The following is a 17578-nucleotide window of genomic DNA, read 5'->3' on the forward strand; positions in this document are numbered from 1 at the left end:
ACAAGTTAAACACAGAGGTACTGGAATCATAATGAATACTCCTATATTTATTGTTTCAAGCACTGCATAGCCCTTAACTGAACCGTATTGGATTAAAGCGGAGATAGCCCTTTGGCGATCTGTTTCTTTCAGAACTTCCCTTGCCCTTTCGACAATTGGATCTAGAAATGTCCGCCACTCCTGTTTTTGCTTATTAAAACAACCAAATTTCCACGTAACAATTTGTCCCACAATTTCATCACCCAGGCGACACTCCTTAAACTCAGCAATCCCCGCAGCCGCTAAAAAATATGCCCGATATCCATAAAATTTATCCCACCCAACCTTAAACTTAACCAACGCTTTAATAAACGCTTCCTTCTCCTCCTTCCTAACCTCCTCACGCCCCAACCACAGCAAAATAACCTCTTTCCACTGCTTGTCAAAAATGCGATACCTAGCATCAGGATGTTGCGGATTCTTAGGAATATGATTCAAGAAAAAGTGCCAATCCTCAACCGCCAACGCCGCAAAATATTCCTGAAACGTCGGATGGTAAAAAGCATAAATCCCCTCCGCCGTCTCCGCATCCCTCGCGACTAAATTCAGCCAACCCAAACGACAAGCTAACTCAAACTGCGATGCACCCATCACCCGATATCCCACACTTTCTCGCAACTGAAACCGTGACGTTTCATTCAACATCCCAGAAAGTGCCAATTTCCCCAAAGCCGCATTCAAATCCTGCTGCTGAATCCAATTCAGGCGGGGTTCCTTCCACTGATACAAAGTAGTCACAAATCGCCGATAAAGCTTCGCCTTAGTATCCGGCAAATCCCCATCCAACGACTGCCAATTGCCGCACAGCAGCGAACATCTGAGGGGATTTTTCACTAAATCTCGGATTCGCTCTTTTCCTGTTGCTGCTAATGCTTCGCGTAGCTGTTGAGAAAGCACCCCCCCAGCCCCCCTTGGTAAGGGGGGAGTAAGAGTTTCCCCGGCTTCTCCTAATTGTTGAGAAAGCACCCCCCCAGCCCCCCTTGGTAAGGGGGGAGCAAGAGTTTCATCTTCTCTTGTGTGCTCCCCATCTTTTCTTGTCCCCCCCCTTACCAAGGGGGGGTTAGGGGGGGTTCCAAACCATTTATCAATAAACATCCCCACCTGTTCGGGATAGGAAAACTCCAGAGTGCGATAAGTATCAAAAGTATCCAACGCAGTGCCGATCGCATCCCAAACATTCTGCCGACAACTTAGCACAATTCGCGCCCTTTGAATGCAGCCGCCCGTTCTAATTTGCCGCTGAATTTCCGCCAAAGGATTGCCATCTCCCACCGCCATCTCATCCGCCCCATCCAACACCAACCACACGCGCTCAGCATTAAATTGTGCTACAAAATCATCCTTAATTTCCGCCGTCGCCTCAGCCTTCCCAACTCTCTTAATTGCCGCCAGCAGCCAATTATCAAATAAATACGGCTCTAATTCCTTCCCCTGCAAATCCGCCAAGGATACCCAAATTACAATTGCCTCGGAAATTTCAGCCGCTACCCAATTCGCAATCTGCCGCAATAGCGTTGTTTTTCCCGCCCCCGCTTCCCCTATAATTCCTAACCGCTTCCCCTTGCTTTTCGGGCTACTTCCTTGCTGGATTACTTGCTCAAGAAACTCGCTGTGTTCAAACCCTTGAGTAATTTGTTTTTTTCGGTAAAAATTTAAACCTTCTTCAGCCGCAACATTTTCGCGTCGCTGAGTCACTTTCTGCCGTTCCACCAATCCCAGCGGCACATAAACATCATTTATTTTATGGTTGCCAAAAGTTAGCCGATCGCTACTAAGTCGCTGCTGTTCTTTCTCGTCTAAAATCTGCTTGCAAATAGCTTGCCAATCAATCGGTCGATAAGCAATCCGGCTTTTTTCAACTATCTCCTCAAGCCAAGCGTGCATCTCTTGAGTTGTGCTGTCGAACCGCGTTAAACTCTGCCCAGCAAAAATCTGAAAAACCTTATCATTGTCCTTGATTTCCTGAGCAAAGTATGCAGATACCAACGCAAATAATTCTTGCTCTAACTTTGTCTTGTAGGGTGCGACCTCGCAATTTTCTATGGCAATTTCCAGCAATTTTTGCTTAACTTCTTCAACCTGATTCTGCTTTAACTCATCTGCGGAAGTCAGCAGCAATTCTATTTCATCTAATCCTGTAATGGGAATCCCTGACGGGACTGTTTCTTTATCGACTTGTTCTAATTCTAATTTCAGCTTTTCGAGCTTTCGTTTCAACCAATCAAAATCCCGCCGCCTGTCTTGCAGCGAATAGGCAAAACTCTCTCGGTTAGCCGCATTTTTTGGCTCGATTTCCTGTTTGCATTCTGAGGCGATTTGTTGCTGAGCTTTCAGGAAAGAAGTTTTCAGCGCTTTTTCTAAATCGTGATTGACAATTTTTCCGTTTCGTGAAATTTTTTTTATTCCCGTCAAACAAGCATGATTGAGTGCATCATTGACTTGACTTCCCAAAATGCCTTGCCAAGCGACTGTGAAAAGCAAGCCCAAGGTAATCGGATCTGACATTTGACGGTTCTCCTGATGCGCTGCTGGAAGCGGGTTATTTCAATGATAGGCGATCTAGTTTAGTTGCGGGCGATCGACCTATGCTGAAATCATTACATCAAAACTTCGATCGTCAGATCAAAAGTCGATCGCTAAAACATTGAATTTAAGCAAAACCTTCAACTATTTTTCTAGGATTACCACGAAATCCTCAATCATCACATCAAAGGTGCGAGCCAGCTTGTGGACTGCTGCAAAATCAACCATTGCCATCCCCTGAGAACGGGCATAATTGCTAATGGTACTGTAGCCCACGCCCGATCGCTCCGCAACCTCTTTGAGCGTCCATCCCTTCTCGGCAGCCAACTCTCGAACCCGCAATCTGACTAAGCCTTTGCTCATATTCACTATTTACAAAATTTTGGATTTAGTATAATATATCAAAAAGCGATCGCCCCCGGTCTGCAAACTAAAGACGATCGCCAGTTAAAATTAATCCCGACAGATAATTTCTGTCGATCGCACTTAGCAGAGATAGATTTAGCTACCACCACCAGATGCAACTACAATGATATCAGAAAATCAGTTAAGAGCGTCAGCGATCGGCGCATCAAAAATTATTCACAAATCGTCGATCGTCAATCCGCGATCGAGATTTGTCACCGAAGAAACAGTGGCACTCCTGTTCAACATATCACCCGAACAGATATACCGGATCGAATGCTGCCACAACGTGGTGTACGTTCATGCCAAAGGCCTCAGTCGATTTGTCAGCTACGCCGATTTTCCGCCAATCTTAGAAGTAAAACCGCCCTGCGCTCAAGATTTTGTCGCATGGTACAAACGCTGGAAACGGACACAAGCACCAGAATTTTGGACTAAATTCTATACGTACAACTTCAAAACGGCTGTTTCAGTTGACAGCTTGCTTGAGTGGGGTAAATTAGTCGCTACAGTTAAATCGGTAATTTCTGCATCAGCGCTGCAACAGCTACGAGATGTTTACGCTCAAGAAAAAACATTGATGGAAAATTTTTAAACAGTTTTCAAGCGTAAGGTGAGCACGGAGCACCTTACGCTCAAGAGTGCGATCGACTGATTTGTATCATTGTAGACGTTGGCGATCGGCAGTAAACAAGATTTATTCATAATCACTGGTTTAAAAAAGAGATTTTGAGCGATCGCTTTTATCCGGGTGAATTAGCGGCGCATGATTTGATGGAATGAGAGAAGGCGTTAGGTGTTAATTTTTGTGACTTTTGAGTAAAAATAAGGCGTTAGGTGTTAATTTTTGTGACTTTTGAGTAAAAATATTGCTGTGATAACTGTTATGAAGGATGAAAGTTTTTTTGAAGAATTTGCATTTCTCCTGGTTAAGTATCAAGCAACTAATAAAGCCAATAAATATCGAGGCGTCCCTCTTTCTAGTATATGTTGGACCTTGAGAGGACTTCTGAATATGCGTACTGAAGGAGTGAACCTGACTTCAGACGAACTTCTTTTTCTAAAAGAATGGGAATGGATAATCGAGCTTTCTCCCTCCAATCCTCTTTATAAAATTCTTAAGAAGGTTGACTCAGGTCAGAAACTGAGTAAACAAGAAAGGATGGCTTTGGAACTAGAGCAACAAGAAGTAAAGCTTATTTGGAAAAAAGAGCAGCAACGAGAGCAACAACAAAGGGAACGAGAGCAACAAGAAAAAAAGCTGGCTTTGGCACGAGAGCAACAAGAAAAAAAGCTGGCTTTGGCACGAGAGCAACAAGAAAAAATAAATAAAGAGAGGCACTTGGCTGAACTAGCGACAAAATACCGAGTCAGTAGCTCCTATTCATCTATCTCTAATCGTCTGTATGACCTTCTTTGTCAAATTGACAGAGGAAATCAACTGAGTGATTCAGAGGTGATATGGATGAAATTGAATCGGTTTTATGAACCGATAGAAATTTCTCGCAAAATGCAGCACTTTGCTGGACTGAAGTTTATGTACAAAGCTACTAAAAATCAGGATTCATTACCCTCAAGTAATCTCTATAAAATCCTGAAACGAATTGACGAAAACCAGCCACTTAGCACTAAAGATATTCAATGGTTAAAACAGGAAAAACTATCAGAAACACTTGCTATTTTTGAGGAACGAGAAGCCTTACAACAAATAGTATTTTCTCAGCTAAAAACTAAGTATCAAGCAACTAAACATCTGGATTCATCTTTATTTAGTCCGCTCTATCAAATTCTGAAAAAGCTGGATGCGGATAAGCAGTTGAGCTTATTAGATATTAATTGGCTAGAAGAGCATCAACTGAGCGAAACGCTTGGCATTGTTGTAGAAATTGAAAATAATCGGCACTTTGCTGAACTGAAGATTAAGTATAAAGCTACCCAATATGAGGATTCATCCCTCTCTAGCCATCTGTATAAAGTTCTTAAAAAAATTGATTCAGCAAGTCAGCTAGGTGAGCCAGATATTAACTTTCTGAAAAAGCGTAAGCTGACTGAGACGATCGCGATCGCTCTTGACAAATGTGCTGCTAGTCTGAAGTCCAAAATCAAGTCGGGAGAGCAGTTGAGTGAGGCTGATATTGATTGGGCGAAACAGAATGGACGTGAGGATGTCATTACTTTTGCCCAAGAAAAGGAATTTGCTGCTCTGAAGTCGAAATATGATGTCTCGAACTATAAAGATAAATCACCTTCGAGTCCGTTGTACGCAATTCTGCAAAAGCTGGATAAAGGAGAGCGAATTGAGGAGATAGATGTAGCTTGGCTGGAGGAGAATAAACTTGAAGCATCTCAACCTAGCTATAGCCATTATGGGTGGCACGAAGAGCGCCGATCTCAAGGGCAGAAACTTTTCTCTGGCAAGATTTGGACTGCTTACCACAAAAACGAAGCAACTTTCTATGAAGAGGACTACAAGCACACTGGAAATAAATGGAACTTGCCTAATGCCAGCAGTCATTGGCGCAAGGCGAATGAACCTAGAAGTGCATTGAAGCTGACGGAAAATCTAGACTTCAACCAAATAAAAGAAAATAAATTAAAGTCAGCTTTACTAACAACTAGGGGCGGTGCTTTCCGAGATATCTATAAACTAGATGATGCAGAAAAGTGCGCTCTCAAAGCGATTGAGTATCAGCCTCAGAGTCATCATCCTTACACTTTAATGGGAGCTATTTGTTTTGAGCGGGGCGAATTCTTAGAGGGTGAGCGTTGGTTTAATGAGGCAATTAAACGCGGTGCTTCTCCCAGAGATCAGGATGCGGAAATGAAGCGGGTTGTCAAAAATGCCAAGGATGAGAATAAACGGCGGGAAGTGATAAACTATCTGCTGGAGAAAGATTCCAGACGCTATGCTTGGGCTAACTCTTATCTAAAGCAGTCAAAAAACAAAGCTAAGTGATATCAATTCCGGTTGCACTCCTTATGATACGGAGGAAACGGCAATGCCGTTTCCCTACCCAGATTAATTGTAGGGAAACGGCATTGCCGTTTCCTGACTTTGGTTGGTAATATTAATTCTCTCCCTTTACCTTCCAATACCCACATATTGGAAACCAGCCACTTCTAAAGCCTTCTTATCTAAGAAATTGCGGCCGTCAATCATCACCGGATGATTCATCAACTTGGCCATTTTATCGTAATCTAAATTGCGAAACTGTTCCCAGTCTGTCACCAACACCAAAGCATCGCAACCGTCGGCCAACCTTTCCGGGTCAGTTTCTACCAAAACTCCCGACAAACCGTGACGCATTCCAGTTTGAGAAACAATCGGATCGTAAGCTTTAACTTTCGCTCCCAATCGGTTCAAACTCTCGATTAAATTCAGCGAAGGAGCATCCCGCAAATCGTCAGTATCCGGCTTGAAAGTCAAACCCAAAAGTCCGACTGTTTTACCTTTGAGAATCTTCAAAACGTGCTGCAACTTTTCAATAGCAATCAACCGCTGGCGTTCGTTTACTTCCACTGCAGCTTTCAGCAAATGCGCCTCGTAACCGTAATCCTCAGCAGTGTGAACTAAAGCTGAGACATCTTTCGGGAAACAAGAACCGCCCCAACCAATGCCAGCTTGCAGAAACTTGCCACCAATCCGCGAATCTAAACCGATACCTTTCGCTATTTGGGTAATATCTGCACCGACGCGATCGCAAATATTAGCAACTTCATTAATAAAGCTAATCTTCGTAGCCAAAAAAGCATTCGCTGCGTACTTAATCATCTCCGCTGAACTGATATCTGTCATCACCACAGGAACCTCCGGCAAAGACGGATTCTCTGCAAACTTGCGATCGACAATCGGCCGGTATAACTGTAGCATCATATCCATAGCCCGCCGAGAGTTGCTGCCGAGAACAATGCGATCGGGATTAAAAGTATCGAAAACAGCACAGCCCTCCCGCAAAAACTCCGGGTTGCTAACCACATCAAATACCACACCTTTTTTTGCTGCTACTTCCTCACCCGTAGCCGCATCATTGGTTTGAGCTTTTTGACGTTCCGCCAAACCGTCGAGGACAATCCTCCGCACCCAGTCCCCGGAACCTATCGGCACCGTAGATTTATTGACAATGACTTTGTAATCGCCGTCGAGGTGAGCTCCAATTCCACGAGCAACCGCTTCCACGTAGCGAGTATCGCTTTCCCCAGTAGGCAAAGGAGGAGTCCCCACGGCAATAAACAAAATATCCCCGTGAGAGACTCCTGCTGCTAAATCCGAAGTAAATTCTAGATTGCCCGCCGCAGATGCAGAGGACATTAATTCAGACAGTCCGGGTTCAAAAATAGGCGACTGTCCAGACTTCATTAATTTAACTTTTTCTTCGTTGTTGTCTACGCAAATCACGTGGTGGCCTATGTGAGCCAAACAAGTGCCGGTGACTAAGCCAACATATCCTGTACCGATAACACAAACTTGCATAGAAATCTCCTCAAAGCTAGTAAATAAATCAGGTAGGAATTGAGAATCGGGAATTTAGAATCGGGAATTGGGAATCGGGAATTGGGAATCGGGAATTGGGAATAAGGAAGATTTTTTCCCTCCCCCTCACCCAGTCTCTCCCTCTCCCAGTCTCTACTTTTGGTTTCCCTCAATGCGATCGCGAAAATCTTTCACAGTCAACTCTAAACCTTTATCCAGCGGCACAGTTGGCTCCCACCCCAACCAAGTTTTAGCACGAGTAATATCGGGTTGTCGCTGTTTTGGATCGTCTTCCGGCAGCGGTTTAAAGATAATTTCTGCCCCTGGATTAATCATATTTTGAATTTTTTCTGCAAGTTCCAAAATAGTGTATTCCCCGGGATTCCCCAAATTCATCGGCCCGATTTGGTCGCTATTCATCAAACGAATAAATCCTTCCACCAAATCAGAAACGTAGCAAAAACTCCGTGTTTGGGAACCGTCGCCGTATACTGTCAGCGGTTGATTCCGCAAAGCTTGAGCAATAAAATTGCTCACTACTCTGCCGTCATTTTCCAACATCCGGGGGCCGTAGGTATTGAAGATTCGCACAACTCGAATGTCTACCCCATTTTGACGGTGGTAATCAAAAGATAAGGTTTCAGCTACTCGCTTCCCTTCGTCGTAACACGATCTGATCCCGATACAATTAACGTTGCCGCGATAATCTTCTGTTTGTGGATGTACGTCAGGATCTCCGTACACTTCGGAAGTGGAAGCGAGAAAGAATCTTGCTTTTACCCGTTTGGCCAATCCCAACATATTCATCGTGCCGATGACGTTTGTTTTAATTGTCTTGACAGGGTTGTACTGATAGTGTATTGGCGAAGCGGGGCAAGCCAGATGGTAAATCTGATCTACTTCTAACCGAATCGGTTCCGTTATGTCGTGGCGGATCAGCTCAAAGTATGGGTTATCCAGCCATTTGAGGATATTACGTTTAGTACCGGTGTAAAAATTATCCAGGCAGACTACCTCATGTCCTTGGGCCATTAAGCGATCGATTAGGTGGGAACCGAGGAAACCCGCACCGCCTGTGACTAAAATTCTCATTGTGGAAACTGCCGTTCTGTTTAGGGGTAGGACTGGAGTACAAAAATTCAGTCGCTCGAATGAAACTTTCTAATAGAATAACAAAATTGCGATCGACAATGTAAAGACTTATGCGTCACCTTCATAAAATCTTTAATTAACTTAGCATTTTCAAATACTTTGAACAAAGTGCTATAATTCGCAAATCTTAGCTAGCAAATTTTATTTAACCTTCAATGTTATTTCCGAAAAAATACTGTTGACAATAGTTTTGTTATTTGTTATTGGTTATTGGTTTTTTGATGACTTCGGTTTGACGTTGGGCGATGCCCTACGGGATAGCTGCGCTTCACGGGCTTATTTGAAAAAACCAGGGTGGATTTATCTGAAAAGCAATATGAGAGAAATTATCTCGATTTCGGGAATAGAAAGTCCGCTACTTTCAACCCAGGGTTGCACCCGTTCAATTGCCATTTCTGGAGATTGCAGCCAGAACTAAATCAGGTTGATTGTCTACCCTTTAGTTTTACAGTTTCTCAATAATCGAGCAAAGTTATGAGCCGCTAAATTTGCCTTGAAGGCGAAATAAGTGCCAGAGCATGATAAAGTTCGCAGTCTTTGTATGTATCATTAAGCGTTCTGCGAGGATAGCAACTGAGTCTGGATTGAACTGAGAAATTCCGTCCGCGCTCGAACTCCCGAAGAAATTGCCAACATTTATACATCCCTCACTCTTGAACAGGTTTATGCGACCATTTTGTACTACCTGCACAACAAAGAAGCAGTCGGTCTGTAGATAACCGAATGGTTGGAATGGGGTGATAAAATGCGAGAAGAACAACGTCGCAATCTTCGTCCAGTATATGAAAAAATCCGCAAACTGAGAGCAGAAAAAGATGCAAGGAGAAAGGCTGATGCCGATCCAATATCTCTTTGATGAAAATGTCGATCGTATGTCAACAAAATTCGCAGACGCAATCCCGATATTGTTGTTATAGCAGTGGGAGAACTAACAGCACCTTCCAAAGGCACTCTCGATCCAGAAATTCTTATTTGGTGCGAAATCCACAATTTCATTCTTGCTACCAACAACCGTCGCTCTATGCCCGTTCATTTAACAGATAATCTAGAGCAAAATCGCCATATCCCAGGAATCTTCATCCTAAATTCCAAGCTGAGTATTGGTCAAAATATTGACGAACTGATTTTGATTTATCAAGGATTGTTTGATGATGAGTACCAAGATAAAATTGAGCATTTACCGCTACCATAATTTCTAATACAGTCCCAACATTTACAAAATTCCCCAAAGTCTTAAGGAAAATAAACATACTTTTGCCCCAACTTATGCAAAGAATAGTTAAAAAGACTAACCGAAGTTAAAGTTAAAAGCAATGTCACAAGATACCATCGAATCAATTCTGCAAGAAAAACGCCTATTTCACCCGGCCGCTGAATTCTCCGAAAAAGCACACATCAAAAGCTTAGAAGAGTACCAAGCCCTCTACGATAAAGCCAAAGCTGACCCCCAAGCATTCTGGGCAGAACTTGCCGCCCAAGAATTGCACTGGTTCCAAAACTGGGATACCGTGCTCGACTGGCAGCCGCCTTTTGCTAAATGGTTTGTCAACGGCAAAATAAACATTTCTTACAATTGTCTCGATCGCCACTTAACCACTTGGCGCAAAAATAAAGCCGCCCTGATTTGGGAAGGTGAACCCGGAGACTCCCGCACCCTCACCTACGCGCAACTCCACCGCGAAGTCTGCCAAATGGCGAACGTCATCAAACAATTGGGAGTCCAAAAAGGCGATCGCGTTGGCATTTATATGCCCATGATTCCCGAAGCTGCGATCGCCATGCTAGCCTGCGCCAGAATCGGTGCAGTACACAGCGTTGTTTTTGGCGGTTTTAGTGCAGAAGCATTGCGCGATCGGCTAAACGACGGCGAAGCAAAACTCGTGATCACCGCTGACGGTGGCTTCCGCAAAGATGCTGCCGTCGGCCTCAAAGAACAAGTAGACAAAGCCCTCGCCAACAACGTCACACCAAGCGTTACCAACGTTATCGTCGTCCAGCGTACCAAACAGCAAGTCCACATGGAACCCGGGCGCGATCTTTGGTGGCACGACTTGCAAAAAGACGCCTCCGCCGACTGCCCCGCCGAACCGATGGACAGCGAAGATATGCTGTTCGTACTCTACACCAGCGGCAGTACCGGCAAACCGAAAGGAGTCGTCCACACCACAGGTGGCTACAACCTTTACACCCACATGACAACTAAGTGGATCTTCGACCTCCAAGATACCGATGTCTACTGGTGCACCGCAGACGTAGGCTGGATTACAGGCCACAGCTACATAGTCTACGGCCCGCTTTCCAACGGCGCTACCACAATCATGTACGAAGGTGCTCCTCGCGCGTCCAACCCAGGCTGTTTTTGGGATGTGATCGAAAAATACGGCGTCACCGTTTTCTACACCGCACCCACTGCGATCAGAACATTCATGAAAATGGGCGAACACTTGCCGAATGCGCGGAATTTGTCATCTTTACGATTGTTAGGAACCGTCGGCGAACCGATAAATCCTGAAGCTTGGATGTGGTATCAACGAGTAATTGGCAACTCGAATTGTCCGATCGTCGATACTTGGTGGCAAACAGAAACCGGGGGAATTATGATTACCGCTTTGCCCGGTGCAATTCCTACAAAACCTGGTTCTGCAACCCTACCTTTCCCCGGAATTGTGGTCGATGTTGTTGACCAAGATGGCGAACCAGTCACTAACGAAAGCGGCGGTTATTTAGTGGTAAAACATCCTTGGCCGGGAATGATGCGTACACTTTACAACGATCCAGACCGTTTTCGCCGCACTTATTGGGAATATTTGCATCCGAAAGATGGCGAATTTGTGTACTTTGCAGGGGACGGCGCGCACAAGGACAAAGACGGTTATTTCTGGGTAATGGGCCGCGTTGACGATGTAATTAATGTAGCCGGACACCGACTCGGCACAATGGAAGTCGAGTCAGCTTTGGTATCGCATCCAGCGGTGGCAGAAGCTGCGGTTGTTGGTAAACCGGACAAGATTAAAGGTGAGGACATTGTGGCTTTTGTCACGCTGGACAACTCGCAGCAACCTAGCGATGAATTGGCTAAGGAATTGAAGCAGCACGTTGTTAAGGAAATTGGGGCGATCGCCCGTCCCGGCGAAATTCGATTTACTGATGCTTTGCCGAAAACGCGAAGCGGTAAAATTATGCGGCGTTTGCTGCGTTCTTTAGCTGCGGGAGAAGAGGTTTCTGGGGATACTTCGACCTTGGAAGACCGGACGGTTTTGGATAAATTGCGCGGGGGATCGTAAGGGGATTTTTTTCAGGGCAGCTTCTTAATAGCAGTAAGGTGCGCCGGGTCGTGCACCCTACTGTTTCTCCTTATGTTATCTTAGATATTTTTACTGTAGCAATGAATTATTTGGCTCATCTATTCTTATCAAAAGGCACGCCAGAATCCCTGATTGGCAACCTCTTAGGAGATTTTGTCAAAGGAACGGCTGTCAACCTTTATCCCGAGGAAATTAGAAAGGGCATCGATTTGCACCGCAAAGTAGATAGCTACACTGACTCTCACGCAATAGTGCGATCGAGTAAAAGCCTTGTTTGCGCCGATAGACGCAGGTTTGCTGGAGTTTTGATTGACGTGTTTTACGACCACTTCTTGGCTAAAAATTGGCTGGAATATTCAGAAATTCCGCTTCCCGATTTTTCTCGCCATGTCTATAAAGTCCTGCAAGACAATCGCGATATATTGCCTGAATCTCTCCAGCGCCTGCTGCCAACAATAATTGCCCGCGACTTGCTTTCATCTTATCAGGAAATTGCCGAAATCGGCATCACTCTTACAAGAATGTCCGCCCGAATCAAGCGGACAAATAACTTGGCAAGCGGCATAGAAGATTTGACAGCTAACTATCAGCGCTTAGAATCTGATTTTCGGGATTTTTTCCCCGACTTGATAAAATACGCCACAGTTGACAAATATTAATACAAACAACAAAAATTACAGTTGCTATTGATAGCGAACTCGTGTATAATTCAACCGATACCTGCATGAAATCTCAAGTGCAACAGGGTTGAAAATATGGCAACCAGAATTCCGAACCTGCAAGTAACTAAAGTAGTTGATGGCGACAGCATCAAAATTTCTCTCAACGGCCAAACCGAGTCTCTGCGACTGATTTGCGTCGATACAGAAGAAAGTCATTCGGGAGGCTCCAAACCTATAACTGCAGCGGGGAAAGCAGCTTCGGAAATGGCTAAAAAATACTTCGCGACAGCAGATGGTGGACTTGCTAAAATTGACATAGAATTTGATACAGCCGATTCGGTTGAAGTGGCTCTACAAAAACACCGCGACAACTACGGGCGTCTCCTCTGTTACGTACATAAAGATGGAGAAAATTACAATCTCAAACTGATTGCAGAAGGCTGGAGCCCCTACTTTGTCAAATACGGGCGCTCCAGATTGTATCACCGACAAATGACTGAGGCAGAATCGGCGGCAAAAGCTTACAATCTGATGATTTGGAATCCGATTACCAATGCCAAAATTCCCTCTCGCAACTATGGTTATTTACTGCCTTGGTGGTCGATGCGAAGCTCGATTGTTGAAGAGTTTCGGTTTGCCGAAGCAACCGCAGGAGCGCTTTCTGTGAGGTTGCACTACCAGAAAATTTTAGCGGCTTCTGAGACAGCTAAATCTATTACTATTTTCTGCGATTTGCAGGCGGGAATTAATAAATGGATCGACGGTAATGCTCTGATTTATGCAGGTTCGGTTTATCATAAATTACACTTGTGGATACCGGATGCTGAAACTGATGAAATGGCTCCCTTGAAGCGGCTGATCGAGAAGCGCTATGCGGGTCTGGGACGGGGATATGTGTATGTCAGCGGGAAGGTAGAACAATACAAAGGGAAGCCTCAAATAGTTTTGAAGAATATCAAACAACTTTCAGATTTTCCCCGATAATATTTAAACTAGACTTAATTTCATCAATCTTTTTAACTGCATATAATTTTCTTAGGAAATACGATCGCAAATTCTGCCCCTTCTCCTGATTTAGACGTGCAAATCAGATATTTTTGATGTTTATCTCGCACCGTCCGATCGGCTATAGACAGTCCTAAGCCTGTTCCTTTGCCTACAGGTTTTGTGGTGAAAAAAGGATCGAATATCTTGGATAATCTATTTTCGGCTATACCGGGCCCATTATCTTGAATGCGGACGATCGCACAATTTTCAGCGGTAATCTCTGTGGAAACTCAAATAGTTGGCTGGCTGTTGGTGCGATGGATATGTAATTGTTCCGCTAACTTCGTTACTGAGTCGATTTGCCAAATCGTTAATGGCTTTTTGTCCGTTGGGGAATGATAAATATCCAGTTAAACCTAGGGCTGCGCAAATTTGTAGGACAATTGGAGCGATCGGGATAGTTTGCAGGGATAATTTTGGGATTGCTTGATTTGATAAAGGAAGTTGTCTGAAAATTGCGGTCTGTTTTAGCATAGGCTGTACCTGGTAAGTTTCGCGATCGCGCAAATAAATAGAGGATGATGCTAGGAAGCCATCGACCTCTATTCAGCCATGATATTCTATTTATCAAGAGATGCAGAAACATTTATTGCTGCATTGAAGGAGTATCAAAAAATCGACATCCTAAGGGATTTGTGCGTACAGATTTATTTTGAGGAGTTGTTATAGGAGGACGAGAGTTAGGAAGTGTGCTATTCAATTCTGAAACGGTAAACGATTTAGAAATATTAGGATTTTTCCCGATATCGCTCGCAGAAGTTTTAGCAACATCTGCTGACTCGGTACTTGTGATATTTTGTGTTTCAGTTACATTTATCTGCGATTTGACAGTCGTTTGTGCCTGACACGGATAGGCAGTCATAGCATAAATTACAGCAAAGCTCAGGAACCTAAAATAGCCCGTTGATTTAATCATATCGATCTAAACCTAAACCTAAAGAACTGTTATTACGGCGTCTTAGTAATAGATTAAATGAGCAAAAATTATATTTCAAGCGTGTTTATGCGTATTTTTTTTAACTTAAAAATTACGTACTTGTATGTAAGAAAGAAAGATATAAACGGGTAAATTACTACCAAATGTAAAGTTTCAGTAAAAGTAGCGGGTTTTTACTGAGAAAAAATCTTAGGACATCCCGCTGGGGTTTTAATCACTGTCTGGTGACCGAAAAGCACCTTTCTCGCTTAACAGGCAGGGTTTCGGTTCCACAAAATTAAATTTTCTTGGGGGTCGTTTCTCCGGGGCGGGTTCACCAAAATTGTTTGCAATTCGCGATCGATCTAGTAAAACCCCCCACAGCATTACACTCTTAAAAAGAAAATGAAGTTCTCAATACACCAACTGAGATCGGGTCGCTATCGGGAGTGTGACCGGGTTGAAAAATCAAGATCAATCCAGGGGTGACGCTGATATTATCATTCACCTGCCAGCGGTAGAATACCTCTACATGAGTAGTCGTTCCGGGTTGCCCGCCCGATCGCCCTAAACCCGTATCTAAAAAATCAGGAACGTTATTGCCTGTAGGTAAATTGCTGCTGACAATTTTAGGCGGTTGCCCGATATAAATTCCTCCTAAACTTCCTGATTTAAACAAATCGGGAAAATTTACAAAAACCATATAATTTGTAGTTGCTACTGTACCAGATTTACCCGGAATGCGAGAATTAGTATAACCAGCCCAACCTCCCACAGAAACTCGCGATGAAAGGCGCCAATTTAAACTGGCTCCCACTGCATTTGTTTGCAGAGATGCTGACTTATTTGTGCTAGGATTGATAGCAGTTAACTGGCCATCGCCAGCCAAATTAATTAAATTACCGTTAGGCGAATAATCGTTAACATAATACACAGTAAGATCGACAGGATCGGCTGGTGTAAGAGTTAGTTGTACACCAAATGTATTGTGTCCTTCAGACCCGTTAGAACTAACAAAGAATCCGGGAATGTTAGTAGAATAAACTGCTTGCAAACTGGCTCGATTCGCAAATTGCCAGTCAATGCCGATGCCGCCTAAACCCAAACCAGTGTTCAAAATAGGGTTTCTTTGGGCGAAGGCAGAAAGGGGGCCGGAAGCTGCACTTTCGACCCGATTCGGCCCTCGAAAACCGGTAACCATGTTAACTCCTGCTGTCCCTGCAAACACTGCCAATTTGTCGCCGACCAGAAAGCGGTAGTTGAGGTCGCTGACCGTTAATCCAGAAGTTTCGGCTAAATTATAAGCAAGGTTTACGTCTTCGGTTAATTGTGGTGAAGTGCCTCCGTTCTGGTTGTAAAAACCGATTAATAAGTTACTGCGAGGACTAAATTGAGTGGTTAAGTAGAATTGATTTAGGTTGATAATGTTGACATTTGTACCGGGGTCTTTGGTATCTTTTTTGCCATCTCTGGGAGCGCGGTCTGCACGGTTGGGCGTGCGCCCTTGTATCCCAAAAATGGTGAATCCCGACAGCTTAGTTGTTGTTGAAAATTGATTGGCTTCTAGTTCGGTAGCTCGCGCTTCTAAAAGGTCAGTTCGACCTCGCAGTGTGGCAATTTCTGCTGCAAATTCTTCTTGCAATTTTTGCACTTTTATCAAGTCATTTCGATTTACTTGGTTTTGGGTTTGTTTGGCGATCGACTCGCGTATTTCATCTAAACAAGCATTGACTCCGGCTGCAAATTCATAGCGGGTGAGGGCGCGGTTTCCGCGATAGGTTCCGTCGGGGTATCCAGCTATGCAGCCGTATCTTTCTACTAAGGATTGCAGTGCTTGAAATGCCCAGTCTGTGGGCTGTACGTCGCTAAGTTGGGAAACTGATGTAACTTGTTCTATTGAGTTTTCAGTAGGGTAAATTAATGGGGGATTTGCTAATTTATTTTGTTCAACTAACGGAGGTATTTCTGCGGGCTGCGTTTCGCTGGCTTCGGATATGTGAGTTTCTATCTCACTCGCCATAGGTACGGGCGGCTCCGATGTGGGGTTTATCGCTGAAGTTACATCTACATTGTGAGAATTTTCGACTGATTGTCGATCGGGATTACGATCGAAATTATCCGGTAGATTATTTGTCGGTGCGGGTAATTGATACCATTCATTAACTGGATCTTCGGAATTTTCACTATTTGCTATTGTTTCAGGATTTGTCGTTTCTGCTAATGCTGGAACGCTCAATAATGCCTGTAATCCGAATCCTAATATTAAGCTGCTAAGGATTTCCCAAATTTGTCGATCGCACTTTTGATTTTTCATTTTATTATACTTTGTTAAGATTTGTCCAAAAAAGTGAGAAAAAAGGCGATTCCCTACGGGATAGCTACGCTTCACGCACTATTCGAGATGAAGGGCGATCGTAAATTCCGTTCCTTCTCCCAAAACCGACGAACAAGTCAAACTGTCGCCCTCGGTTTCTTCCACTATGTGACGGCTGATTGAGAATCCGGTTCCCGTTCCTTTCCCAACAGATGTTGTAGTGAATGAAGAGTCAAAAATCTGCGATATTATTTCCTCAGACACTCCTGTGCCATTGTCTTTGATTTTAATCCAAATATCTCGCTCTTGCTCATATAACTAAGTAGTAATAGTGTAGTAATAGTAATGATGTTGGGTGCGGATGTAATGGATGCAAAAATACACCTTTGCTTAGCTTTTTATAAATGACCGATCGCCTTTTTCAGTACCATTCATAAACACCGGATTCAGATCTAATAGCATTTAAACAAACTAATCTAGCCAAAATTTTTGATAATTTGAATAGCCGGACGGTTATTATTTGCCTTCAAACGGTGCTGCAAAATCATCAAAGTGCTATCAATTCCTTTCCGGATATCGGCTAACACTTTATACTAGCTGTCCGCACGGGAAAAAGTGCCGAGCGAGTTATCGCTTAACATCGTTAGGAGGGAAACGCGAGCGATTTTTTTAGCGATCGCTAACTTTTTTAAGTTCTGTATCATTACGGTTGACAAAACAAAAATATTAAGTATATTTAACTTA

15 protein-coding genes are annotated in these 17578 nt (G+C 43.8%); 6 read left to right on the plus strand and 9 right to left on the minus strand.

Features of this window, described 5'->3' with window-relative positions; translation table 11 throughout:
- The coding region (locus E5S67_RS19335; RefSeq protein ID WP_172189977.1) for an NACHT domain-containing protein at positions 1-2544 on the minus strand (2544 nt) is incomplete at its 3' end.
- Positions 2545-2706: 162 nt separating this feature from the next.
- Positions 2707-2925: a helix-turn-helix domain-containing protein gene (locus tag E5S67_RS19340; RefSeq protein ID WP_006632503.1), complete on the minus strand. Its 219-nt coding sequence runs from the start codon at positions 2923-2925 to the stop codon at positions 2707-2709.
- 166 nt (positions 2926-3091) lie between these two features.
- Between E5S67_RS19340 and E5S67_RS19345 the strand changes: the two genes are divergently transcribed.
- Together E5S67_RS19345 and E5S67_RS19350 are read left to right on the plus strand one after the other, a co-directional pair.
- Positions 3092-3562, plus strand: coding sequence for a hypothetical protein (locus E5S67_RS19345; RefSeq protein WP_172189979.1), 471 nt, complete (start codon positions 3092-3094; stop codon positions 3560-3562).
- A gap of 261 nt (positions 3563-3823) precedes the next feature.
- Complete coding sequence (locus E5S67_RS19350; protein ID WP_216670584.1) at positions 3824-5923, plus strand: tetratricopeptide repeat protein; 2100 nt, start codon at positions 3824-3826, stop codon at positions 5921-5923.
- Positions 5924-6049: 126 nt separating this feature from the next.
- On the opposite strand, the gene E5S67_RS19355 is transcribed toward E5S67_RS19350, so the two are convergent.
- Positions 6050-7438, minus strand: coding sequence for a UDP-glucose dehydrogenase family protein (locus tag E5S67_RS19355; protein WP_172189983.1), 1389 nt, complete (start codon positions 7436-7438; stop codon positions 6050-6052).
- A 153-nt stretch (positions 7439-7591) separates the two neighbouring features.
- Positions 7592-8530, minus strand: coding sequence for a UDP-glucuronic acid decarboxylase family protein (locus tag E5S67_RS19360; protein WP_172189985.1), 939 nt, complete (start codon positions 8528-8530; stop codon positions 7592-7594).
- 979 nt (positions 8531-9509) lie between these two features.
- On the opposite strand from E5S67_RS19360, the gene E5S67_RS19365 reads away from it, so the two are divergent.
- The 4 genes from E5S67_RS19365 to E5S67_RS19380 all read left to right on the plus strand — a co-directional run bounded on the left by E5S67_RS19365 (position 9510) and on the right by E5S67_RS19380 (position 13541).
- Complete coding sequence (locus tag E5S67_RS19365; RefSeq protein WP_339382922.1) at positions 9510-9782, plus strand: hypothetical protein; 273 nt, start codon at positions 9510-9512, stop codon at positions 9780-9782.
- A gap of 121 nt (positions 9783-9903) precedes the next feature.
- A complete protein-coding gene (acs, locus tag E5S67_RS19370) occupies positions 9904-11874 on the plus strand; it encodes an acetate--CoA ligase (protein WP_172189987.1) in 1971 nt (656 codons plus the stop codon).
- Positions 11875-11975: 101 nt separating this feature from the next.
- Positions 11976-12554, plus strand: coding sequence for an acyl carrier protein phosphodiesterase (locus E5S67_RS19375; RefSeq protein WP_172190023.1), 579 nt, complete (start codon positions 11976-11978; stop codon positions 12552-12554).
- Positions 12555-12650: 96 nt separating this feature from the next.
- Positions 12651-13541, plus strand: coding sequence for a thermonuclease family protein (locus tag E5S67_RS19380; protein WP_172189989.1), 891 nt, complete (start codon positions 12651-12653; stop codon positions 13539-13541).
- A gap of 32 nt (positions 13542-13573) precedes the next feature.
- Here E5S67_RS19380 and E5S67_RS34805 read toward each other — a convergent pair whose 3' ends face one another.
- From E5S67_RS34805 to E5S67_RS19405, 5 genes are all read right to left on the minus strand, one after another.
- Entirely contained in the window at positions 13574-13822 is a 249-nt protein-coding gene (locus tag E5S67_RS34805; RefSeq protein ID WP_172190025.1) for a sensor histidine kinase, read from the minus strand.
- Positions 13812-14078 (minus strand): hypothetical protein, encoded by a 267-nt coding sequence (locus E5S67_RS19390; protein ID WP_172189991.1) that lies wholly within the window; start codon positions 14076-14078, stop codon positions 13812-13814. The genes E5S67_RS34805 and E5S67_RS19390 overlap by 11 nt, the downstream gene beginning before the upstream one ends.
- Positions 14079-14190: 112 nt before the next feature.
- Complete coding sequence (locus E5S67_RS19395) at positions 14191-14520, minus strand: hypothetical protein (protein ID WP_172189993.1); 330 nt, start codon at positions 14518-14520, stop codon at positions 14191-14193.
- Positions 14521-14914: 394 nt separating this feature from the next.
- Positions 14915-16834 (minus strand): iron uptake porin, encoded by a 1920-nt coding sequence (locus E5S67_RS19400; protein WP_216670585.1) that lies wholly within the window; start codon positions 16832-16834, stop codon positions 14915-14917.
- 78 nt (positions 16835-16912) lie between these two features.
- Positions 16913-17131 (minus strand): ATP-binding protein, encoded by a 219-nt coding sequence (locus E5S67_RS19405; RefSeq protein WP_339382924.1) that lies wholly within the window; start codon positions 17129-17131, stop codon positions 16913-16915.
- Positions 17132-17578: the final 447 nt, after the last annotated feature.

It is taken from the genome of Microcoleus asticus IPMA8, assembly GCF_013179805.1.
In the GTDB taxonomy this organism is placed as follows: Bacteria; Cyanobacteriota; Cyanobacteriia; order Cyanobacteriales; family Microcoleaceae; genus Microcoleus; species Microcoleus asticus.